This is a genomic window from Variovorax sp. PDC80, assembly GCF_900115375.1.
GTDB lineage: Bacteria > Pseudomonadota > Gammaproteobacteria > Burkholderiales > Burkholderiaceae_C > Variovorax.
In genome coordinates, this window is the sequence record NZ_FOWG01000019.1 from 134,022 (window position 1) to 154,832 (window position 20,811).

A 20,811-nucleotide genomic window follows, 5' to 3' on the forward strand; every position below is an offset into this window, starting at 1 on the left:
AGTCATTCCTTCGGGGTCTGATGGGGCCGGGCGATCTCGAGCCGCACCTGCGCGTCGCGCAGCAGCGTCGGGAAGGGATCGGGCGGTTCCGCATCGGTGAAGAGGCGGTCGATCTGAGACAGGGTACCGAGCTGGATCATCGCGGGACGGTTGAACTTGCTCGCGTCGGCCGCGAGCCAGACCTCGCGCGCCTGCGCGATGATGGTCTGCGCCACCTTCACTTCGCGCAGGTCGAAGTCGCGCAGCGAGCCGTCGGACTCGATGCTCGACACGCCGATCAGCGCGATGTCGACCTTGAACTGCCGGATGAAATCGATCGTGGCCTCGCCCACGACGGCGCGATCGCGCGCGCGCACCGAGCCGCCCGCCACGATCACCTCGCACTGGCTGTTGCCGCTCAGGATGGTCGCCACGTTCAGGTTGTTGGTGATCACGCGCAGGCCGCTGTGGCGCATCAGTGCCTTCGCGATCGCCTCGGTCGTGGTGCCGATGTTGAGGATCAGCGAGCAGTCGTTCGGCACCAGTTCGGCCACGCGCCGCGCGATGCGCGCCTTGCCGTCGGCATGCAGCGTCTCGCGCTGCTGGTAGCCGATGTTCTCGGTGGTCGAGCTCGGCACGCGCACGCCGCCGTGGAAGCGGGTCAGCAGGCCTTCGTCGGCCAGCCGCTGCACGTCGCGCCGCACGGTCTGCAGGGTCACGCCGAGCATGTCGGCGAGCTGTTCGACCGTGACCGAGCCGCGCGCGCGCACGGTGTCGAGGAGATTGATCTGGCGAGGGTTGGAATTCACTGAGTGGGGGCGAAAACGAATGAAAGTAAGCCGAGAGTACGCAAAAAAACACGGGGTGACCGGTGACCCGGCGTTGGGTGCGTCACTTTATAGAACGAAAAAAAACGAACATCTCTAAGGGAAAACTCGGAGGAAAATCGCGCCATAAGGAACTCAAATGAAAAAAACCGAAAATACAATGGCCGCCTTCGGTGACTCTGGTCACGCATCGAAACAACAAGAGACGGGCGAAAGGACGGGTGGCATTCCAGTGAGCGATCTCTCCCAGAATCCGCCGGCACCGGCCACCGACTGCGATGTGCTGATCGTCGGCGGCGGCATCAATGGCTGCGGCATCGCGCGCGATCTCGCGGGCCGCGGCTGGCGCGTGGTGCTGTGCGAGAAGGACGATCTCGCTTCCCATACCTCGTCTTCTTCCACCAAGCTGATCCACGGCGGGCTGCGCTACCTCGAGTACTACGAGTTCTCGCTGGTGCGCAAGGCGCTGCAGGAGCGCGAGGTGCTGCTCAAGAGCGCGCCGCACATCATGTGGCCGCTGCGCTTCGTGATGCCGCACGACCCCTCGATGCGCCCGGCCTGGATGATCCGCATCGGCCTGTTCCTCTACGACCACCTCGCCAAACGCGAGGTGCTGCCGGCCTCGCGCGGCGTGGACCTGCGCACCCATGCCGCGGGCGCGCCGCTCAAGCCGCAGTTCAAGCGCGGCTTCGTCTATTCGGACGGCTGGGTCGACGACGCGCGGCTGGTGGTGCTCAACGCGCTCGATGCGCGCGCACGCGGCGCCGAGGTGCTCACGCGCACCCGCTGCGTGCATGCGCGGCGCGAGGCCGACGGCTGGACCGCGGTGCTCGAGGGCCCCGACGGCACGCACCGCACGGTGCGCGCCCGCGCGGTCGTGAATGCCGCCGGGCCCTGGGCCGAATCCTTCCTGCGCGGCGTGGCGAAGCCCGCCAACGGCGAGGCACTGGCCACCAAGAGCCTGCGGCTCGTGAAGGGCAGCCACATCGTGGTGCCGCGCGTGTTCGCGCACGACCACGCCTACATCTTCCAGAACCCCGACAAGCGGATCATCTTCGCGATCCCCTACCAGGACGACTTCACGCTGATCGGCACCACCGACATCGAGCTGCATGGCGACGACCCGGGCGCGGCGCGCATCGCCGACGAGGAGGTCGAGTACCTCTGCACCCAGGCCAGCCGTTACTTCGAGCAGCCGATCGCGCCGAGCGACGTGGTGTGGACCTACTCGGGCGTGCGCCCGCTGCTCGACGATGCCTCGGGCGATCCGTCGGCGGTCACGCGCGACTACATGCTCGAGTCGAACACCGCCGCCGCGCCGCTGCTGTCGGTGTGGGGCGGCAAGATCACCACCTTCCGCAAGCTGGCCGAGGACGCCGCCGACGAGGTCGGCCGCATGCTGGGCCAGCCCAACAGCCAGCGCCCGGCCTGGACCGAGGGCGCCTTCCTCGCGGGCGGCGACCTGTCGGCCTGGATCGGCGCGGCGCAGCGGCCCGACGGCGACTTCGAGCGCTTCCTGGCCGCCGTGCAGCAGCGCTACGGCTGGCTCGACGCCAAGCTCGCGCGCCGGCTCGCGCGTGCCTACGGCGCGCGCATCGGCGAGCTGCTCGGCGATGCCGCATCGATGGCCGACCTCGGCGCCGAGGTGGCGCCCGGCCTGCACGAGCGCGAGCTGCGCTTCCTGCAGCGCGACGAATGGGTGGTGAGCGCCGAAGACGTGCTGTGGCGCCGTTCCAAGCTCGGGCTGCGCTACACGCCGCAGCAGCGCCGGCAGGTGGCCGACTGGCTGGACGCGCGGCAGGAGATTCCGGCAATGCAAGGGAGGGAAGGCTGATGCAGCTGTCACTGGAGCGCGTGACCAAGAAAGTCGGCGCGCAAACCTGGCTCTACGAGCAGAGCATCGCGCCGAAGAGCGGCGCGGTGACCGTGCTGCTCGGCGCCACGCAGGCCGGCAAGACCAGCCTGATGCGGCTGATGGCCGGCCTCGACACGCCCACCGAGGGCCGCGTGCTGGTCGACGGCCAGGACGTCACCGGCATGCCGGTGCGCGAACGCAACGTGGCGATGGTCTACCAGCAGTTCATCAACTATCCCTCGCTGAAGGTGGCCGACAACATCGCCTCGCCGCTCAAGCTGCGCGGCGAATCGAACATCGATGCGCGCGTGCGCGCGCTGGCCGACAAGCTGTCCATCGGCATGTTCCTCGACCGCTATCCGCAGGAGCTCTCGGGTGGCCAGCAGCAGCGCGTGGCGCTGGCGCGCGCGCTGGCCAAGAACGCGCCGCTGATGCTGCTCGACGAGCCGCTGGTGAACCTCGACTACAAGCTGCGCGAGGGCCTGCGCGAGGAACTCACGCAACTGTTCGCCGCCGGCGACTCGACCGTGATCTACGCCACCACCGAGCCCGGCGAGGCGCTGCTGCTCGGCGGCTACACCGCGGTGATGGATGCCGGCGAGCTGCTGCAGTACGGCCCGACCGCCGAGGTGTTCCATGCGCCGCAGTCGCTGCGCGTGGCGCGCGCCTTCAGCGATCCGCCGATGAACCTGCTGGCCGGCACCGCCGCCGCGGGTAGCGTGCAGCTGGCGCGCGGGCCGGCGCTGGCGCTCGCGCTGCCCGAGTCGGTGGCGGGCGCGGTCACCATCGGGCTGCGCGCGAGCGCGCTCGACGTGGAAGCGGGAGAGGGCGACATCGCGCTGCCTGGCACCGTGGAGCTGGCCGAGATTTCGGGCTCCGACACCTTCGTGCACGTGGAGACCGCGGTCGGCGAACTGGTGGCGCAGCTCACCGGCGTGCACCGCTTCGAGCTGGGTGCCTCGATCACGCTGTACTTCAGCGCGGCGCGGGCCTATGTGTTCGATGCCGGCGAGAAGCTGGCGCGCGCGCCGGCATGGCGCAAAGGAAACTGAGATGGCCCGCATCGACCTCGACCTGGCCCACGCCTACCGCCCGAACCCGACGCAGGACAGCGACTATGCGCTGCTGCCGCTCAAGATGAGCTTTCGCGACGGCGGCGCCTATGCCTTGCTCGGCCCCTCGGGCTGCGGCAAGACCACCATGCTCAACATCGTCTCGGGCCTGCTCGTGCCGTCGCAGGGCACGGTCAAGTTCGACGGCCGCGACGTGACGCAGGCCACGCCGCAGGAACGCAACATCGCGCAGGTGTTCCAGTTCCCGGTGATCTACGACACGATGACCGTGGCCGAGAACCTCGCGTTCCCGCTGCGCAACCGCAAGATGCCGGCCGACCAGATCAAGAAACGCGTCGGCGAGATCGCCGAGATGCTCGACATGAGCGGCCAGCTCAACCAGCGCGCCGCGGGCCTCGCGGCCGATGCCAAGCAGAAGATCTCGCTGGGCCGCGGCCTGGTGCGCAGCGACGTCTCGGCGGTGCTGTTCGACGAGCCGCTGACCGTGATCGACCCGCACCTCAAGTGGCAGCTGCGGCGCAAGCTCAAGCAGATCCACCGCGAACTCAAGCTCACGCTGATCTACGTCACGCACGACCAGGTGGAGGCGCTGACCTTCGCCGAGGAGGTGGTGGTGATGACGCGCGGCAAGGCGGTGCAGGTGGGCAGCGCCGACGCGCTGTTCGAACGCCCGGCCCACACCTTCGTCGGCCACTTCATCGGCTCGCCGGGCATGAACTTCCTCGCCGCGAAGAGCGCCCACGGCACCATCGAGGTGGCGGGCACGCCGCTGGTGCCCACGCGCGAACTGCCGGCGGGCGAGCTCAAGATCGGCATCCGCCCCGAGTACCTGCGGCTGGCCCCGGCCGGTGCCGGCGGTGCCGTGCCCGCGACGGTGGCGCAGGTGCAGGACGTCGGCACCTACACGATGGTGAGCGCCCGTACCGAGGGCGGCGACGGCAGCCCGCTCAAGGTGCGCCTGCATCCCGACGAGCAGCCGCCCGCGGTGGGCGACACGGTGTGGCTGCGCGTGCTGGACGCGCACACCTGCTACTACAAGGACGAGGAGCTGGTCGCATGAACGCCACCAACAAGCCCATCAACCAGAAGGCCTGGTGGCTCGTGCTGCCGGTGCTGATCTGCGTCGCCTTCTCGGCCATCGTGCCGCTGATGACGGTGGTGAACTACTCGGTGCAGGACATCATCTCGCCCGAGCGCCGCGTCTTCGTCGGCACCGAATGGTTCGCCGCCGTGATGCGCGACGACGAGCTGCACCAGGCGCTGTGGCGCCAGCTCGGCTTCTCGCTCGCGGTGCTGCTGGTCGAGATCCCGCTGGGCATCGCGCTCGCGCTGTCGATGCCGGCCAAGGGCTGGAAGTCCTCGGCCGTGCTGGTGGTGGTGGCGCTCTCGCTGCTGATTCCGTGGAACGTGGTCGGCACCATCTGGCAGATCTACGGCCGCGCCGACATCGGCCTGCTGGGCCACGCGCTGCAGAAGCTCGGCGTGGACTACAACTACACCGGCAGCGCCACCGACGCCTGGCTCACGGTGCTGGTGATGGACGTGTGGCACTGGACGCCGCTGGTTGCGCTGCTGTGCTATGCCGGCCTGCGCTCGATCCCCGACGCCTACTACCAGGCCGCGCGCATCGACGGCGCCAGCAAGTTCGCGGTGTTCCGCTACATCCAGCTGCCCAAGATGCGCGGCGTGCTGATGATCGCGGTGCTGCTGCGCTTCATGGACAGCTTCATGATCTACACCGAGCCCTTCGTGCTGACGGGCGGCGGGCCGGGCAATGCCACCACCTTCCTGAGCCAGTACCTGACGCAGAAGGCCGTGGGCCAGTTCGACCTGGGGCCGGCGGCGGCGTTCTCGCTGATCTATTTCCTCATCATCCTGCTGCTGTGCTTCGTGCTCTACAACTGGATGCAGCGGGTGGGTACGCAGGAAGCGGAGGTCGAGCGATGAGCGAGAAGAGATTCCACAAGCGCAGCATCTTCCTGGTGCTGTACATCCTGTTCGCGCTGTTGCCCATCTACTGGATGATCAACATGAGCTTCAAGACGAACGAGGAGATCCTCTCGAGCTTCTCTTTCTTCCCGCAGCAGCTCACCTGGGCCAACTACGCGCGCATCTTCACCGACGAGTCCTGGTACTCGGGCTACATCAACAGCCTGATCTACGTAGCGATCAACACCGTGATCTCGCTGACCGTGGCGCTGCCGGCGGCCTATGCCTTCTCGCGCTATTCGTTCCTCGGCGACAAGCACGTGTTCTTCTGGCTGCTCACGAACCGCATGACGCCGCCCGCGGTGTTCCTGCTGCCGTTCTTCCAGCTCTACAGCACGGTCGGCCTGATGGACACGCACCTGGGCGTGGCGCTCGCGCACCTGCTGTTCAACGTGCCGCTCGCGGTCTGGATCCTCGAAGGCTTCATGAGCGGCATACCGCGCGAGATCGACGAGACGGCCTACATCGACGGCTACTCGTTCCCGCGTTTCTTCCTCACCATCTTCCTGCCGCTGATCAAGGCCGGCGTGGGCGTGGCGGCCTTCTTCTGCTTCATGTTCAGCTGGGTCGAGCTGCTGCTGGCGCGCACGCTCACGAGCGTGAACGCCAAGCCGATCGTGGCGACGATGACGCGCACCGTGAGCGCCTCGGGCATGGACTGGGCGACCCTGGCGGCGGCCGGCGTGCTGACCATCGTGCCGGGCGCGATCGTGATCTGGTTCGTGCGCCACTACATCGCAAAAGGCTTTGCGATGGGCCGCGTCTGAGGAGACAACAGAGATGTTCGACTGGATGGTCTGGACCACCCCGGTGGCCGTTTTCTTCATCTGCATCGTGCTCATGCTGGCCGGCATGACGGTGTGGGAGCTCAAGTCGCCGACCACGCTGCGCCGCGGCTGGCTGCCGATCGCCACCACGCGCGGCGACCGGCTGTTCATCGGCCTGCTGTCGGCGGCCTACGTCAACCTGGCCTTCGTCGGCCTGGCCGACAAGTTCCAGGCCTGGTTCAGCCTCGAGGCCGAGCCCTCGGTCTGGATCAGCTTCGTGCTGTCGATGGCGCTGCTCGCGCTGATCCTGCGCAAGGGCTGAACGCGGCACGCCTTCTTCTTTCCACAACGAATCCGGCTCTCCGCCTCCCCGGAGCCGCGATCGACAAAGCCGGGGAAGCAATCAACCGAGGAGACACGTTCATGAAGATGCGCTACACAGCGTTGGCGTTGGCGGCTGCGATGTTCGCCGCGCACGGTGCGTCGGCCGGGGAGGCCGAAGCCAAGAAATGGATCGACAGCGAGTTCCAGCCTTCGACCTTGTCCAAGGACAAGCAGATGGAGGAAATGAAGTGGTTCATCGAGGCCGCGAAGAAGCTGCAGGCCAAGGGCGTGAAGGAGGTGTCGGTCGTTTCCGAAACGCTGACCACCCATGAATACGAATCGAAGACGCTGGCCAAGGCCTTCGAGGAGATCACCGGCATCAAGGTCAAGCACGACCTGATCCAGGAAGGCGACGTGGTCGAGAAGCTGCAGACCTCGATGCAGTCGGGCAAGTCGATCTACGACGGCTGGGTCTCCGACTCCGACCTGATCGGCACCCACTACCGCTACGGCAAGATCATGTCGCTGACCGAGTACATGGGCGGCGCCGGCAAGGAGTTCACCAACCCCGGCCTCGACCTCAAGGACTTCATCGGCACCAGCTTCACGACCGCGCCCGATGGCCAGCTCTACCAGCTGCCCGATCAGCAGTTCGCCAACCTCTACTGGTTCCGCGCCGACCTGTTCGCGCGAAAGGACCTGCAGGACAAGTTCAAGGCCAAGTACGGCTACGACCTGGGCGTGCCGCTGAACTGGAGCGCTTACGAGGACATCGCCGAGTTCTTCAGCACCGACGTGAAGACCATCGACGGCAAGCCGATCTACGGCCACATGGACTACGGCAAGAAGGACCCGTCGCTGGGCTGGCGCTTCACCGATGCCTGGCTGTCGATGGCCGGCGCGGCCGACAAGGGCATCCCGAACGGCATGCCGATCGACGAATGGGGCATCCGCGTGGCGGCCGACAAGTGCACGCCGACCGGTGCCTCCGTTTCGCGCGGCGGTGCGACCAATTCGCCGGCCGCCGTCTACGCGCTCACCAAGTACATCGACTGGATGAAGAAGTACGCGCCCAAGGAAGCCATGGGCATGACCTTCGGCGAATCCGGTCCGGTGCCGGCGCAGGGCCAGATCGCGCAGCAGATCTTCTGGTACACGGCCTTCACCGCCGACATGACCAAGAAGGGCCTGCCGGTGGTCAACGAGGACGGCTCGCCCAAGTGGCGCATGGCCCCCGGCCCGAACGGCCCGTACTGGAAGCAGGGCATGCAGAACGGCTACCAGGACGTGGGCTCGTGGACCTTCTTCAAGGGCCACGACGCCAACAAGACGGCCGCGGCCTGGCTCTACGCGCAGTTCATCACCGCCAAGACCACCTCGTTGAAGAAGTCGATCACCGGCCTGACCTTCATCCGCGACAGCGACATCCGCTCGGACTACTTCACCCAGAACGCCAACAAGTACGGCGGCCTGATCGAGTTCTACCGCAGCCCGGCGCGCGTGGCCTGGACCCCGACCGGCACCAACGTGCCCGACTATCCGAAGCTCGCGCAGCTGTGGTGGAAGAACGTGGCCGAGGCCGTGACCGGCGAGAAGACCCCGCAGAAGGCGATGGACAACCTGGCCGACGAGATGGACAACGTGATGGCCCGCCTCGAGCGCGCCGGCATGGCCAAGTGCGCGCCCAAGCTCAATCCCAAGGGCGACCCGGCCAAGTACCTGAGCGACGACCACGCGCCGTGGAAGAAGCTGGCCAACGAGAAGCCCAAGGGCGAGACCATCGACTACAACAAGCTGCTGACGGCCTGGAAGGAAGGCAAGGTTCGCTGATCGGGACGATCGCCCGAACCCTGCCCGCAGGGGCCGCGCCGCGAGGCGCGGCCCCTTTTTTGCATGCGCGCCAGGCATGCGGCCCCGGGACCTACGAGTCCTCGTACGCCGCGCGTCGCCGGTGGGCCGCATCCTTTCGATGCATGACCTATGGCAGATGCGCGATGCCGGGGCATCGCGTACATTCGACGGCCCTTCGAACCGCCCACCCGTGAATTCCAGCTTGTCCAGCCCTTCCGAGGCCGCCGCGCCCCCCATCGCCAAGCGCGTGCTCGTGATCCACTATTCGCAGACCGGCCAGCTCGGCAGCGTCGCCGAGCGGATCGTGGCGCCGCTGCGCGACGACCCGGCGATCGCGGTGCACGTGGAGACGCTGCGGCCGGTGCGGCCCTTTCCGTTCCCCTGGGGCTTCATCCGCTTCTTCGACGCCTTCCCCGAGACCGCGCACATGAAGCCGCCCGCGCTGCAGCCGCTGGCGCTCACGGGCGAGGAGGACTTCGACCTCGTGATCCTGCCCTACCAGGTGTGGTTCCTCGCGCCCTCGCAGCCGATCACGGCCTTCCTCAAGCACCCGGTGGCGGCGCGCCTGCTCGAGGGCAAGCCCGTGGTCACGGTGATCGCCTGCCGCAACATGTGGCACCTCGCGCACGAGAAGCTCAAGGGCCTGCTGGCCGCCATCGACGCGCGGCTGATCGACAACGTGGTGCTGACCGATCCGGGCCCCACGCTCGCGACCTTCTTCACCACCCCGGCCTGGCTGGTCTGGGGCCGCAAGCGCGGCTTCTGGGGCATGCCCGACGCGGGCCTCGAGCCGGGCCAGATCGCGCGCACCGTGCGCTTCGGCCGCGCGCTGCGCGATGCGCTGCACCAGGGGCTCGAGCGCGGCACCGCGCCGCTGCTCGCGGGCCTGGGCGCGGTCAACGCCAACGCGCGGCTGCTGGTCAGCGAGAAGGCCGGCACGCGCAGCTTCTTCCTCTGGGGCAAGCTGCTGATGGCCGCCGGCGGTCCCGGGGCCTGGCAGCGCAAGCCGCTGCTGGTGCTGTACGTGCTGTTCCTGCTCGCGCTGATCGTCACCGTGGTCCCGGTGAGCCTCACGCTGCAGGCGCTGCTGCGCCCTCTGCTGCGAGGGTGGCTGACTAGAATGACCGCCCATTTCGAGTGGCCCTCCGGCTCGGCCACGGACCGTTCCCATCTCTATGACGACTGATGTCTTCCTGACCCGTACCGCCGCCTTCCTGCCTTTTGCTCCGGTCAGCAACGAAGACATCGAAGAAGTCCTGGGCCGCGTCGGCGATCGGGTGTCGCGTGCGCGACGCCTGATCCTGCGCAGCAACGGCATCCAGTCGCGCCACTACGCGATCGACCGCGCGACCGGGCTGCAGGCCATGAGCAATGCCGAGCTCACCGCCGCGGCGATCCGCAACCTGGGTACGCCCGAGGAGCTGGGGCGCATCGACTGCCTCGTCACCGGCACCTCGATGCCCGACCAGCTGATGCCCAACCACGCGGTGATGGTGCACGGCGAGCTCGGCTGGCCGCGGCTCGAGGTGGTGGCCTGCGCGGGCATCTGCCTGGCCGGCGCCACCGCCCTCAAGCACGCCTGGCTCTCGGTGCGCGCGGGCGATGCCGAGCGCGCCGTGGCCACCGGCTCGGAGCTGGCCTCGCCGCTGATGCGCGGCTCGCGCTTCGAGGCCGAGATCGAGCACCGCATCGACCTGCTCGAGACGAATCCCGAGATCGCGTTCGAGAAGGATTTCCTGCGCTGGATGCTGTCCGATGGCGCGGGCGCCGTGCTGCTGGAGCGCGCGCCGCGCGGCCCGCTGTCGCTCAAGGTCGAATGGATCGATCTCTCGTCGGCCGCGCACGAGCTGCCGGTGTGCATGTATGCCGGCGCCGACCGCAATGCCGACGGCAGCCTCACCGGCTGGGCCCGCACCGCGCCGCGCGACTGGCACCGCGACTCCACCTTCGCGATCAAGCAGGACGTGCGGCTGCTCAACGAGAACATCGTGCGCGCCACGCTCGGCGAGCCGCTCGCGGCCATCGTCGAGAAGCGCGGCCTGCGGCCCGATGACGTGGACTGGTTCCTGCCGCATCTGTCGTCGAGCTACTTCGTGGAACCGGTGGCGCGCTGCCTCGAACAGATGGGCTTCGCGATTCCGCGCGAGCGCTGGTTCAGCAACCTGGTCAGCAAGGGCAACACCGGTTCCGCCTCGCCCTACATCATGCTCGACGAGCTGTTCCGCTCGGGCCGCATCCGGCCCGGCCACAAGCTGCTGATGTTCGTGCCCGAGAGCGGCCGCTTCTCGAGCGGTTTCATCTACCTCGAAGCCGTCTGACACGAAGCCGATGGCGAAGGAGAGACGCTGACATGGACCTCGACGCAGTTCCCCAGGAAGGCAATGCCACGCTCGCGGGCCACGCCAAGCTGATGTACGCGCGCGATGCGCAGGGCCGCGTGGTCACGACCACCTCGCGCGGCTGGGAGGCCGAGGAGATCGTCACCACCCACGCGGTCGACGCGCTGGTGACGCAGGCCGCGGCCGCGCGCGAGCGCGTGGCGCAGGGCCTGGCCTCGCCGCTCGAATACTGGATGTACGACCGCCGCATGGACGTGGCGCTGCTGTCGCAGACCAGCGGCTTCTGGCAATGGCGCGTGCGGCGCCACCTGCAGCCGCGGCACTTCGCGGCGCTCTCCGGGGACCAGCTCGCGCGCTATGCGCAGGCGCTGGGCCTGTCCGTCGCCGCGCTCAAGGAACTGCCATGAATGCCATCGCCGCACCGGTTGCCGAAGCCGGCTTCCGCCACAGCCAGGCCGCCCACTGCGAGAGCGGCGTGATCTCGAGCCTGATGCGCCACCACGGCGTGCCCGCGATGACCGAGAGCATGGCGCTGGGCCTGTCCTCGGGCCTCTCGTTCGCCTACCTGCCGTTCATCAAGCTCTCGGGCCTGCCGCTGATCTCCTACCGCATGCCGCCGCGCGCGATGATCAAGGGCCTGCTCGCGCCGATGGCCGCGCGCTTTCGCTTCGAGACCTTCAGAAGCCCCGAGGACGGCCAGCGCCGGCTCGACGCGCTGCTCGCCGACGGCCACCTCGTGGGTCTGCAGACCTCGGTCTACTGGCTGCCGTATTTCCCGCCCAACATGCGCTTCCATTTCAACGCGCACAACCTGCTGGTCTACGGCAAGGAGGGCGACGACTACCTGATCAGCGACCCGGTGTTCGAGCAGCCGGTGCGCTGCGCCAGCGCCGACCTGGCGCGCGCGCGCTTCGCCAAGGGCGTGCTCGCGCCCAAGGGGCTCATGTACTACCCGCAGGCGATCGAGCGCAAGGCGGTCGACGCGGGCGCGGTGCGCAAGGCGATCCTGAAGACGGTGCGCAACATGCTCGCGCCGGTGCCCATCGTCGGCGTGCGCGGCATGCGCACCCTGGCCGGCCGCATCGCGAAGCTCGCGCCCGCCGATCCGCGCACCGTGGCCTTCATCGGCCACCTGGTGCGCATGCAGGAGGAGATCGGCACCGGCGGTGCCGGCTTCCGCTTCATCTACGCGGCCTTCCTGCAGGAGGCGGCCGCGCTGCTCGGCAAGCCGCAGCTGCTGCAGATGTCCGACCGCCTCACGGCCATCGGCGACGATTGGCGCGCCTTCGCGCTCAAGGCGGCGCGCATGGTCAAGGGGCGCGAGGCGGTCGATCCGGCGAAGCTCGCGGCGCTGCTGCGCGAGCAGGCGCAGCGCGAGCAAAGCTTCTTCCGCGACCTCAAGGCCGCCGTGTCCTGATGCTCGAACTGCAGGGGCTGAGCCACCGCTACCCGCACGCCCAGGCGAACGCGCTCGACGCGGTGTCGCTGGCCGTGCCGCGCGGTTGCGTGCTCGGCCTGCTCGGGCCCAACGGCGCGGGCAAGACCACGCTGATCTCGCATCTGTCGGGCGCGCTCGCGGTGCAGTCGGGCCAGATCCGCATCGATGGCGTGCCGCTCGCGCAGGTGCGCGCGCAGGCGCCCACGCGCATCGCGGTGGCGCCGCAGGACCATGCCTTCTACCCGATGCTCACCGTGGCCGAGAACCTGGCCTGCTTCGCCGCCGCGGGCCGGCTCGCGGGCGCGCGCCAGCGCGAGCGCATCGCGGCCTGCCTCGCGTTCGCGCAGCTCGAGGCCTTCGCGGGCACGCGCGCCGAGCGGCTGTCGGGCGGCCTCAAGCGCCGGCTCAACCTCGCGATCGCACTCTTGCCCGAGCCCGAGCTGATGCTGTTCGACGAGCCCACCGTCGGCGTCGATCCGCAGTCGCGCGCCTTCGTGCTCGACGCCATCAAGGGCCTGGCGCGCGCGGGCGCGGCGGTGATCTACGCCTCGCACTACATGGAGGAGATCGAGGCCATCGCCGACCGCGTGGCGATCCTCGACCATGGCCGGGTGCTGCGCGAGGGGTCGCTCGAGGAGCTGCTGTCGAAGAACGCGATGCTGCTCACGCTGGCCGCCGACGGGCTCGACGCGCGGATGCTTTCGCGCTTCGGCACGGTGGAGCAGGGCGGCGTGCACTGGCGCATCCACCTGCATCCGGGCACCGGCCCGGCCCCGGTGCTGGCCGCGCTCGAGGCCGCGGGCATCGAGGTGCGCCATGCCGAGTTCGGCCGCCACGACCTCGAGCAGCTGTTCATGGCGCTCACCCACCGTTCGCTGCGGGACTGACGACCGATGCTCGGGGCCCTGATCAAGAAGGAACTGCTCGCGCTGCGGCGCGACATGCACGGCCTGGCCGCGCTGTTCCTGATGCCGATGATCTTCATCGTGCTGATGTCGCTGACGCTCAAGGACATCTACCGCCCGCCGCTGGCCGCGCTGAACTATGCGGTCGACGTGCGCGACAACGGCACGCCCGCGCAGTGGCTGCTGCAGCTGTGGCGCAAGGCCCACGGCGCGCCCGAGCCGCTGGGCGCCGACTGGCAGGCGCGGCTGCGCCGCGGCGAGCTCAAGTACGTGATCGTGCTGCAGCCGGGGTTGTCGGACGAGCTCGAATCGGTGGCGCTCTCGACGCGCCCCTACGTCCAGCTGCTGACCGAGCCCGGCATCGACAGCAACCTGCACAACGCGCTGCGCGCCGAGCTGGTCGGCGCCTCGGGCGAGCTCAAGGCGCGGCTCGCGCTGCAGGTGCCGGGCACCGCGGGGCCGGCGCAGGGCGCCTCGATCCAGGCGCTGGTGCAGGCCGAGCGCTTCGCGAGCAGCGGGCCGCGGCCGACCTCGGTGCAGCAGAACGTGCCGGCCTGGCTGGTGTTCGGCATGTTCTTCGTGGTGGCCTCGCTCTCGAGCCTGCTGGTGCAGGAGCGCGGCTCGGGCGCGCTGGGCCGGCTGCAGAGCCTGGGCGTCTCGCGCGCCATGCTGCTGGCCTCGAAGGCCTTGCCCTATCTCGCGGTGAATGCGGTGCAGGCCGCGCTGATGCTGGCCGCGGGCATCTGGCTGATGCCGCTGATCGGCGGCGACGCGCTCTCGCTCGCGGGCATCGATTGGGGCGCGCTGCTGGTCGCGCTGGGCGCGGTGAGCCTGGCGGCCGTGAGCCTCTCGCTGGCGCTGGCCTGCGCGGTGCGCAGCCATGCGCAGGCCGCCACCATCGGGCCGATGGTCAACGTGCTGATGGCGGCCGCGGGCGGAATCATGGTGCCCAAGTTCGTGATGCCGGGCTTCATGCAGCGGCTGGTCGAGCTCTCGCCGATGAACTGGGGCCTCGAAGCGCTGCTGACCGTGCTGCTGCGCGGCGGCGGCGTGGCCGACACGCTGCCGCAGGTGGGCCGGCTCGTGGTGTTCGCGGCCGCCATGTTCGTGCTCGCGGTCTTTCTCTTTCGCAGGCGCACGCCATGAACCCCGTCACTCCCGAATTCATCGCCCGGCTCAAGACGCTGGTGCTCGAGGCCGTCGAGAAGGAGCCGCCGCCCGGCGGCCTGTCGGACGACGAGGCCCTGTTCGGCCCCGAGGCGCGGCTGGACCTCGACTCGCTCGATGCGCTGCAGGTGTCGATGGCGATCCAGCAGGCCTTCGGCGTGCGCATGCCCGACAGCAAGGAGACGCGCCGCGCGCTGAGCTCGGTCGCGCACCTGGCCGAGCACCTGCTGCGCGAGCAGAAGGCATGACCGCGCGATGAGGGCGGTGTACCTCGGCGGCGTGGGACTGGCCTGCGCGCTGGGCGACGACCTGGACGCGGCGCTCGCCACCTTGCGCGCGGGCGGCGTGCGTCCCGTGCCGGTGGCCGTGTCGACGCAGGCGCAATGGCCCGTCTACCAGTTGTCGGCGAGCGATGGCGGTTGGGACGAACGCGTGCGCCGGCGCGCGCGCGCGGTGGTGGCGCAGGCCGATCGCGCGGGCGGCGCGGTGTCGCGCGACGCGCCGCTGTTCGTCGCCTCGTCCTCGCTCGACATCGGCCACATGGAGCACGAGAAGGACGACCGCCGGCTCGGTGGCGACCTGCTCGACTTCGCCGAGATCGTGGCCGGCGCGCTCGCCTGGCGCGGCCCGGTCTTCACCGTGTCGACGGCCTGTACCTCGGCGCTCAATGCGATCCTCGCGGCCTCGGACTTGCTGCGCGGCGGCGGGGCCGAGGAGGCGCTGGTGCTCGGCGCCGAGCCCGACAACCGCTTCACCGTGGCGGGCTTCGGCGCGATGCAGCTGCTGTCGCCCGATGGCGCGCGGCCCTTCGGCGCCGGCCGCGACGGGCTGGTGCTCGGCGAGGCCTTCGCAGCGCTGCAGCTGCGCACGCGGCCCGCGCGCTGGCGCATCGCGGGCGGCGCGAACAGGGTCGACGGCAGCAACCCCGCGGGCAACGAGGCGGGCGCGGTGCGCGCCGTGTGCGAGGCCGCGCTCGCGCAGGCCGGGCTGCGGCCGCGCGACATCGGCCTTGTCAAGGTGCAGGCCGCGGGCAGCCCCGGCAACGACGCGGTGGAGGCGCAGGCGCTGCGCGCGCTGTTCGATCCGCTGCCGCCGCTGGTGTCGTTCAAGACCGCGATCGGCCACACGCTCGGCGCCTCGGGCGCGGCCGAGCTGGCCTTGCTGACCGGCTGCATCGCGCACGGCGCCTGGCCGGTGGCGACGCATGCGCCCGACGCGGCGCTGGGCCTGGCGCTGAGTGCCTCGGCGCCGCGCGGGCTGCGGCATCTGCTGTTCAACGTGCTGGGCTTCGGCGGCGGCCATGCGGCGCTGGTGCTCGAGGATGCGGGGGAGGGCGCGCCATGATCGAGGGCTGGCGCGTCGTCGCGCATGTCGGTGCCGATCCCCTACCGGACGACTGGCACGCGCAGCTGGTGCAGCGGCTCGGCTACCGGCCGCGCCGCGTCGGTACCTGGACCGAGCTCGCGATGCATGGCGCGCTGCGCTGCATCGACGCGGTCGGCGAGGCCGCGCTGCCGGCCGGTGCACGCCTGCGCGTCGGCAGCCGGCGCGGGCCCTGGGCCGCGACCTGCACCGGGCTCGAGCAGCTCGATGCGGGGCTCACCATGCCCTTCACCTTCATGCAGAGCCAGCCCGCGCTGGCGCTGGCCGAGGTCGGCCGCTGCCTGGGCTGGCGCGGCGACGGCAGCTTCGTGCTGAACCGCGATGCGGCGCAACTGCTGCGACTGGTGGTGCATGGCGCGGGGGCCGATGGCCTGCTGCTGGGCCAGGTCGAGGAGGCCGGTGGCGCCTTGCCGATGCGCTCGGAATGGTGGCGGCTGCTGCCGGCCTGAGATATCGGCGGCGCGCTCAGCCCGCGATCGACCGGCGCAGGTTCTCGCGCGCGCAGACCTCGAGCAGGGCGTGCATGCGCGGCGTGGCGTAGATCGCGTCGCGGTCGAGGAAGCGTTGCAGGATCGCGCGCCGGCGCGGCAGGCGGATCTCGAGCGGCACGAAGGCGTATTCGCGCCCGACCTGCTCCTCGTACTCATCGAAGCGCGCGCGCTCGGCGCCCAGGATCGAGAGGTCGATGTCGATCAGCAGTTCGGCATCGCGGCCCTCGGGCACGGCATCGTGGCGCGTGGCCATCACGAGTTCGTGCACGCGCTGCGCCGCGTCCTCGCCGGCCTCGAAGCGGCGCAGCGCCTCGAGCGCCCAGGCGGCGCTGCGTGCCTCGTTGTCGTGCCCATGCACGTCGTAGATTGCGTCATGGAACCACAGCGCGAGCGCCACTTCGCCGGGCCGCTGCGCGGCGGCCTGCTCGCGCTCGAACCAGGCCAGGCATTCGCCGAGGTGCTGCAGCGTGTGGTAGTGGCGCTGCGGCTCGGCGTAGCGGCGCTGCAGCTCGTCGCACAGCGCATCGCGCTCGGGCGTGCCGGGTTGCGCGATGCCGAGCGCGCGCCAGGCGGCGTGCCAGTTCGCCCGCAGGGCCGCGCTCGACAGGGGCGTCATCGCGTGGCCCTCACTGCGGCAGCGGCATCGGTTGCGCATCGAGCCTCGGCTGCGAGCGCAGCGGTGCGGGCGCCGGCGCGAGCACCGGCTGCGGCGCCGGCGCATAGCCCATCGCGGCCTTGATCTCGTTGCCGAGGTCGAGCACCGACATCGCGTAGTAGCTGCTCCAGTTGTAGCGCGTGATCACGTAGAAGTTGCGCGTGCCCGCCACGTAGGTCGGCGCGGCGTTGGCGCCGTTCTGCAGTTCGATCAGCGCGAGCAGGCCGCGATGGCGCTGGCCCTCGCCGTCGGGCACCGCGCCCGCGGCCACGAAGCTGTCGGCGCTGAAGCTCGGCAGGATGTCGGGCGCCAGCAGGATGTCCTTGCGCAGCCGCGACTCGTCGAAGCGCACCGGGTAGATCGCGGGCATGCCCGGCTGCCAGCCGAAGGCCTTGAAGTAGCTGGCCACCGAGCCGATCACGTCGGCCGTGTTGTTGACCAGGTCGATGCGTCCGTCGCCGTCGAAGTCCACTGCGTACTTGGCGATGCTGCTCGGCATGAACTGCGGCATGCCCATCGCGCCCGCGTAGCTGCCCAGCGGCACCATCGGGTCGTCGGCGGTGCGGCTCTCGGTGCTCAGGAAGCTCTCGAGCTCGCCGCGGAAGAAGGCCTGGCGCTCGGCCGCGCGCGGATGGCCCTGCGGGAAGTCGAAGGCCAGCGTGGCGAGCGCATCGATGACGCGGAAGTTGCCCATGTTGCGGCCGTAGATGGTCTCCACGCCCACGATGCCCACGACGATCTCGGGCGGCACGCCGTAGGTGGCCTCGGCGCGCGCCAGCAGGTCGGCATTGGCGCGCCAGAAGCGCACGCCCGCGGCGATGCGCGTGGCATCGATGAAGCGGCTGCGGTAGGCCTGCCAGTTCTTCACCGTGCCCACCGGTCCCGGCAGCATCAGCCGCGGCACGTTGGGCAGGAAGCGCGCGCCGCCGATGGTGGCGCGCACCCATTGGCGGTCCAGGCCCCGGCGCGCCGCGACCTCGTCGGCGAAGCGCATCGCGTCGTCGCGCGTGGCGTAGGGCGTGCTGCCGACCACGGCCTTGACCGCGCGGGACTGGGCCGCGGCCTGCGTGGCGAACCCGGCGGCACATGCGGCACAGGCAGCGAAGAGGGCGAGGGCGGCGGCGCGGACCGGCTGATGCCGCGTGGAAAGAGAGGATCGCATCGGCCGATTGTGCCGCCCGGCCGCGCGAGGGCCGGCGGGCGACACATGTGGTTGCGTTCAGCCGGGCTGCAGTAGTGCAGGCCCGGCCTTGCGCGCGGGCCATGGCAGGCGGCAGAACTCGGCGCGCAGCGCGGCCGGCGTCCCGGGGCCGGCCGGTGCATAGCGCTGGGCCTCGAGCTTCAGCAGCCAGTCGCGCAGCGGCGCGCTTTCATCGATGCCGAAGAAGGCTTCGGCCAGCGCCGCCATCTGGCGCGGCGGCGCGGTGTCGGGCACCGCGAGGCCGGCCTTCGCGAGCCGCGCGCGCGCACGGCCGAGCAGGCGCAGCCAGGGATCGTGCTGGCTGCGTTCCCACAGCGTCCAGAGCGCGCCGGCCAGGCTCGCGCCCACCAGCAGGTAGAGCAGCACGTAGGCCAGGTCCTCGAGGCTCGGCGCCTCGAAGCCGATGTTCTTCAGCAGGTCGAGCTGGCGGCTCTGCGTGTAGTTGAGCACCCACTGGTTCCAGCCGTTGTTGACGGCCTCCCAGGTCGCGCGCAGGTTCTGCGCGAAGGTCGGGCTCATCGCGATGACGGCGCCCGCGAACAGCCCCGGCGCCTGCACGAGGCGCATCGACTGGCCGACCCGTCCCGGTGCCACCGCGCCGGTGGGATCGACGCGCACCCAGCCCTTGCCGGCCTCCCAGACCTCGGCCCAGGCGTGGGCATCGCTCTGGCGCAGCACCCAGTAGCCGTCGATGCCGTTGAGCTCGCCGCCCTGGTAGCCGGTGACGATGCGCGCCGGCACGTTCATGCCGCGCATCAGCACCACGAAGGCCGAGGCGATGTGCTCGCAGAAGCCCTCCTTGCGGTCGAACCAGAACTCGTCGGCGGTGTCGTTGCCGTAGACACCGGGCTCGAGCGTGTAGCTGTAGCCGCCGGTGCGCAGCCGCTGCAGCACCGCCTGCACCAGCGCGGGCGTGGCGGCGCCGGCCAGCGCCGGGTCGGCGAGCATCTCGCGCGCGAGCGCCGCGGTGCGCGGGTTCGAGGCTGGCGGCAGCGCGAGGTAGGCGCGCAGCGTGTTCGCGCTGTTCGCGGGGCCGCTCTCGAAGCGCGTGTAGCTCTGGGCGCGGTAGCGCACCAGGTCCGACAGCGGCCGGTTCACGAACCATTGCAGGTCCGAACTGCCCGTGACCTCGTAGCCCGGCAGCTCGGGCGCGCGTGGTGCGGCGTCGAGGGTGAGGAGCCAGGGACGGTTGCTGGGCTCGAGCGTGACCTCGTAGCCCAGCGGCTCGCCGCTGGTGCGCAATTCGGAGCCGGCCGCGCCGCGGCGCCAGGACGGCAGCGCGGTCCATTCGCGGCCGTCGAACTGCGCGAGCACCGGGCCGCGGAAGTAGAGCTGGCTCTGCGGCGGCGCGCGGTTGCCGTCGAACTTGATGCGTGCCGCCACGCGCTCGTCGAGCGCGAGTTCTGCGATGGTGCCCACGCGCATCGTGTTCGACAGCCCGCTGCGTCCGGCCATCGCGTCACTGGGCGTGCCCCACAGCGGCGCGAAGCGCGGGAACAGCAGGAACAGCGCGAACATGATCGGCGCGCCCGCGAGCGCCATCCACCCCGCGGTGCGCGCCGCCTGCGCGAGCGGCGGCCGGCCCACCGGCATGTGGGCGTTGACCAGCGCGGTCAGCAGGCCCAGCAGCGCGAGCAGCATCGTGATGGCGGTGGCGAGCGACTGCGAATAGAAGAAGTTCGTGAGCATCGCGAAGAAGCCCAGGAAGAAGACGACGAAGGCGTCGCGGCGCGCGCGAAGTTCGAGCGTCTTGAGTGCGAGCAGGATCACGATCAGCGTGACGCCGGCGTCGCGGCCCAGCAGGGTGCGGTGGGTGGCGAAGGTGGCGGCGACCGTCACCACGAGCAGGGCGATGCGCCACCAGCGGGAGGGGAGGGGTTTGGATTGGACGGCGAGGGTGCTGCGCCAGATCAGGACTGCTGTGGTGAGGGTGGTGCACCACCAGGGGAGGTGGTCTACCTGGGGGAGGATGATGAGGGCGATGACTGCCAGGAGGAAGAGGGTGTCTCTTGTGTCTCTTGGCAATGTCGCCATCGTTAGCTTCTTCATGAGGTTGGTTTCTTATGAAGGCTGTTGGCCGGGTCTCGCCCCGGCGGGCGAGTCACTTTCTTTTGCTTCGCCAAAAGAAAGTAACCAAAGAAAAGGCGACCCACTGTCTGCGACCCGCAGCGAAGCTGCGGGCAACCTGCGGTGCTCGCGTTTCGCGGGGTCTCGCAGAACTCGCTTCGCTCAAACAGCTGCGAGCCCTTATCCGCGAAACGCTGCGCTCCTCGGCGCAGCCAGAGGGGTGGTTCGGGCCGTCGCTGCGCTCGGCCACCAAGACCCAACCGGCCTTCGCGTTGCTCGGCCTTGGTGAAAGATCCAGGGCCTACGCATCCCAGCACCCCACACAAGGACGCGCCACGGCGCGTTGACCCTAATCCCCTCTGGCTGTGCCGAGGAGCGCAGGAGAAAGCGGGATAAGGGCCGCAGCTGTCTGAGCGCAACGAAGTGGAGCGAGTTCTGCGGACCCCCGCTTTCTCCGAGCACCGCAGGTTGCCCGTAGCGAAGCGGAGGGACACAGACAG

20 protein-coding genes are annotated in these 20,811 nt (G+C 69.8%); 16 read left to right on the forward strand and 4 right to left on the reverse strand.

From position 1 onward, the window contains the following. Positions 1 to 2: 2 nt before the first annotated feature. Complete coding sequence (locus BM109_RS37560) at positions 3 to 788, reverse strand: DeoR/GlpR family DNA-binding transcription regulator (protein ID WP_093354748.1); 786 nt, start codon at positions 786 to 788, stop codon at positions 3 to 5. Between the two features lie 157 nt (positions 789 to 945). Here BM109_RS37560 and glpD point away from each other — a divergent pair, with 157 nt between their 5' ends. From glpD to BM109_RS37640, 16 genes are all read left to right on the forward strand, one after another. Next, positions 946 to 2,640 carry a glycerol-3-phosphate dehydrogenase gene (glpD, locus tag BM109_RS37565; protein WP_093354750.1) on the forward strand — a complete coding sequence of 565 codons (1,695 nt, stop codon included), beginning with the start codon at positions 946 to 948 and terminating at the stop codon, positions 2,638 to 2,640. Next, positions 2,640 to 3,713: an ABC transporter ATP-binding protein gene (locus BM109_RS37570; protein ID WP_093354753.1), complete on the forward strand. Its 1,074-nt coding sequence runs from the start codon at positions 2,640 to 2,642 to the stop codon at positions 3,711 to 3,713. Before glpD ends, BM109_RS37570 begins: the two co-directional genes overlap by 1 nt. Position 3,714: 1 nt before the next feature. After that, the gene (locus tag BM109_RS37575) at positions 3,715 to 4,794 is read left to right on the forward strand and encodes an ABC transporter ATP-binding protein (RefSeq protein WP_093354755.1); all 1,080 of its coding nucleotides are present in this window, start codon (positions 3,715 to 3,717) and stop codon (positions 4,792 to 4,794) included. Then, positions 4,791 to 5,681 (forward strand): carbohydrate ABC transporter permease, encoded by an 891-nt coding sequence (locus BM109_RS37580; protein ID WP_093354758.1) that lies wholly within the window; start codon positions 4,791 to 4,793, stop codon positions 5,679 to 5,681. The genes BM109_RS37575 and BM109_RS37580 overlap by 4 nt, the downstream gene beginning before the upstream one ends. Further along, the gene (locus tag BM109_RS37585; RefSeq protein WP_093354760.1) at positions 5,678 to 6,490 is read left to right on the forward strand and encodes a carbohydrate ABC transporter permease; all 813 of its coding nucleotides are present in this window, start codon (positions 5,678 to 5,680) and stop codon (positions 6,488 to 6,490) included. Before BM109_RS37580 ends, BM109_RS37585 begins: the two co-directional genes overlap by 4 nt. A gap of 13 nt (positions 6,491 to 6,503) precedes the next feature. Beyond that, positions 6,504 to 6,812: a DUF2160 domain-containing protein gene (locus BM109_RS37590; RefSeq protein WP_093354762.1), complete on the forward strand. Its 309-nt coding sequence runs from the start codon at positions 6,504 to 6,506 to the stop codon at positions 6,810 to 6,812. Between the two features lie 101 nt (positions 6,813 to 6,913). After that, the gene (locus BM109_RS37595) at positions 6,914 to 8,644 is read left to right on the forward strand and encodes an ABC transporter substrate-binding protein (RefSeq protein WP_093354765.1); all 1,731 of its coding nucleotides are present in this window, start codon (positions 6,914 to 6,916) and stop codon (positions 8,642 to 8,644) included. Between the two features lie 223 nt (positions 8,645 to 8,867). Further along, positions 8,868 to 9,851 (forward strand): dialkylrecorsinol condensing enzyme, encoded by a 984-nt coding sequence (locus BM109_RS37600; RefSeq protein ID WP_256223039.1) that lies wholly within the window; start codon positions 8,868 to 8,870, stop codon positions 9,849 to 9,851. Further along, positions 9,841 to 10,983 (forward strand): beta-ketoacyl-ACP synthase III, encoded by a 1,143-nt coding sequence (locus tag BM109_RS37605; RefSeq protein WP_093354770.1) that lies wholly within the window; start codon positions 9,841 to 9,843, stop codon positions 10,981 to 10,983. Before BM109_RS37600 ends, BM109_RS37605 begins: the two co-directional genes overlap by 11 nt. 32 nt (positions 10,984 to 11,015) lie before the next feature. Further along, the gene (locus BM109_RS37610) at positions 11,016 to 11,411 is read left to right on the forward strand and encodes a DarG family dialkylresorcinol biosynthesis protein (RefSeq protein WP_093354772.1); all 396 of its coding nucleotides are present in this window, start codon (positions 11,016 to 11,018) and stop codon (positions 11,409 to 11,411) included. Continuing rightward, positions 11,408 to 12,421, forward strand: coding sequence for a BtrH-related acyltransferase DarH (locus tag BM109_RS37615; RefSeq protein WP_093354775.1), 1,014 nt, complete (start codon positions 11,408 to 11,410; stop codon positions 12,419 to 12,421). Before BM109_RS37610 ends, BM109_RS37615 begins: the two co-directional genes overlap by 4 nt. Further along, complete coding sequence (locus tag BM109_RS37620; RefSeq protein WP_093354777.1) at positions 12,421 to 13,329, forward strand: ABC transporter ATP-binding protein; 909 nt, start codon at positions 12,421 to 12,423, stop codon at positions 13,327 to 13,329. Before BM109_RS37615 ends, BM109_RS37620 begins: the two co-directional genes overlap by 1 nt. Before the next feature lie 6 nt (positions 13,330 to 13,335). After that, the gene (locus BM109_RS37625) at positions 13,336 to 14,493 is read left to right on the forward strand and encodes an ABC transporter permease (RefSeq protein WP_093354780.1); all 1,158 of its coding nucleotides are present in this window, start codon (positions 13,336 to 13,338) and stop codon (positions 14,491 to 14,493) included. Then, positions 14,490 to 14,762 (forward strand): acyl carrier protein, encoded by a 273-nt coding sequence (locus BM109_RS37630; RefSeq protein ID WP_057592243.1) that lies wholly within the window; start codon positions 14,490 to 14,492, stop codon positions 14,760 to 14,762. Before BM109_RS37625 ends, BM109_RS37630 begins: the two co-directional genes overlap by 4 nt. Positions 14,763 to 14,769: 7 nt before the next feature. After that, the gene (locus tag BM109_RS37635) at positions 14,770 to 15,858 is read left to right on the forward strand and encodes a beta-ketoacyl synthase N-terminal-like domain-containing protein (protein WP_093354782.1); all 1,089 of its coding nucleotides are present in this window, start codon (positions 14,770 to 14,772) and stop codon (positions 15,856 to 15,858) included. Then, a complete protein-coding gene (locus BM109_RS37640; RefSeq protein WP_093354785.1) occupies positions 15,855 to 16,346 on the forward strand; it encodes a hypothetical protein in 492 nt (163 codons plus the stop codon). Before BM109_RS37635 ends, BM109_RS37640 begins: the two co-directional genes overlap by 4 nt. 16 nt (positions 16,347 to 16,362) lie before the next feature. On the opposite strand, the gene BM109_RS37645 is transcribed toward BM109_RS37640, so the two are convergent. Genes BM109_RS37645 through BM109_RS37655 form a run of 3 tightly spaced genes read right to left on the reverse strand, consistent with a single transcriptional unit; the run spans position 16,363 to position 20,293 of the window. Then, positions 16,363 to 17,004 (reverse strand): HD domain-containing protein, encoded by a 642-nt coding sequence (locus tag BM109_RS37645; protein WP_177239562.1) that lies wholly within the window; start codon positions 17,002 to 17,004, stop codon positions 16,363 to 16,365. Between the two features lie 10 nt (positions 17,005 to 17,014). Beyond that, positions 17,015 to 18,205, reverse strand: a complete 1,191-nt coding sequence (gene mltB, locus BM109_RS37650; protein ID WP_093354787.1) for a lytic murein transglycosylase B — start codon at positions 18,203 to 18,205, stop codon at positions 17,015 to 17,017. Positions 18,206 to 18,262: 57 nt separating this feature from the next. After that, positions 18,263 to 20,293, reverse strand: coding sequence for a transglutaminase TgpA family protein (locus BM109_RS37655; protein WP_093354790.1), 2,031 nt, complete (start codon positions 20,291 to 20,293; stop codon positions 18,263 to 18,265). Positions 20,294 to 20,811: the final 518 nt, after the last annotated feature.

Excerpts from the sequence above, each read along its gene's own strand:
- glpD (WP_093354750.1), top strand. The coding sequence starts at position 946 with ATGAAAAAAACCGAAAATACAATGGCCGCCTTCGGTGACTCTGGTCAC.
- BM109_RS37570 (WP_093354753.1), top strand. The coding sequence starts at position 2,640 with ATGCAGCTGTCACTGGAGCGCGTGACCAAGAAAGTCGGCGCGCAAACC.
- BM109_RS37575 (WP_093354755.1), top strand. The coding sequence starts at position 3,715 with ATGGCCCGCATCGACCTCGACCTGGCCCACGCCTACCGCCCGAACCCG.
- BM109_RS37580 (WP_093354758.1), top strand. The coding sequence starts at position 4,791 with ATGAACGCCACCAACAAGCCCATCAACCAGAAGGCCTGGTGGCTCGTG.
- BM109_RS37585 (WP_093354760.1), top strand. The coding sequence starts at position 5,678 with ATGAGCGAGAAGAGATTCCACAAGCGCAGCATCTTCCTGGTGCTGTAC.
- BM109_RS37590 (WP_093354762.1), top strand. The coding sequence starts at position 6,504 with ATGTTCGACTGGATGGTCTGGACCACCCCGGTGGCCGTTTTCTTCATC.
- BM109_RS37595 (WP_093354765.1), top strand. The coding sequence starts at position 6,914 with ATGAAGATGCGCTACACAGCGTTGGCGTTGGCGGCTGCGATGTTCGCC.
- BM109_RS37605 (WP_093354770.1), top strand. The coding sequence starts at position 9,841 with ATGACGACTGATGTCTTCCTGACCCGTACCGCCGCCTTCCTGCCTTTT.
- BM109_RS37610 (WP_093354772.1), top strand. The coding sequence starts at position 11,016 with ATGGACCTCGACGCAGTTCCCCAGGAAGGCAATGCCACGCTCGCGGGC.
- BM109_RS37615 (WP_093354775.1), top strand. The coding sequence starts at position 11,408 with ATGAATGCCATCGCCGCACCGGTTGCCGAAGCCGGCTTCCGCCACAGC.
- BM109_RS37620 (WP_093354777.1), top strand. The coding sequence starts at position 12,421 with ATGCTCGAACTGCAGGGGCTGAGCCACCGCTACCCGCACGCCCAGGCG.
- BM109_RS37625 (WP_093354780.1), top strand. The coding sequence starts at position 13,336 with ATGCTCGGGGCCCTGATCAAGAAGGAACTGCTCGCGCTGCGGCGCGAC.
- BM109_RS37630 (WP_057592243.1), top strand. The coding sequence starts at position 14,490 with ATGAACCCCGTCACTCCCGAATTCATCGCCCGGCTCAAGACGCTGGTG.
- BM109_RS37635 (WP_093354782.1), top strand. The coding sequence starts at position 14,770 with ATGAGGGCGGTGTACCTCGGCGGCGTGGGACTGGCCTGCGCGCTGGGC.
- BM109_RS37640 (WP_093354785.1), top strand. The coding sequence starts at position 15,855 with ATGATCGAGGGCTGGCGCGTCGTCGCGCATGTCGGTGCCGATCCCCTA.
- BM109_RS37645 (WP_177239562.1), bottom strand. The coding sequence starts at position 17,004 with ATGACGCCCCTGTCGAGCGCGGCCCTGCGGGCGAACTGGCACGCCGCC.
- mltB (WP_093354787.1), bottom strand. The coding sequence starts at position 18,205 with ATGCGATCCTCTCTTTCCACGCGGCATCAGCCGGTCCGCGCCGCCGCC.
- BM109_RS37655 (WP_093354790.1), bottom strand. The coding sequence starts at position 20,293 with ATGAAGAAGCTAACGATGGCGACATTGCCAAGAGACACAAGAGACACC.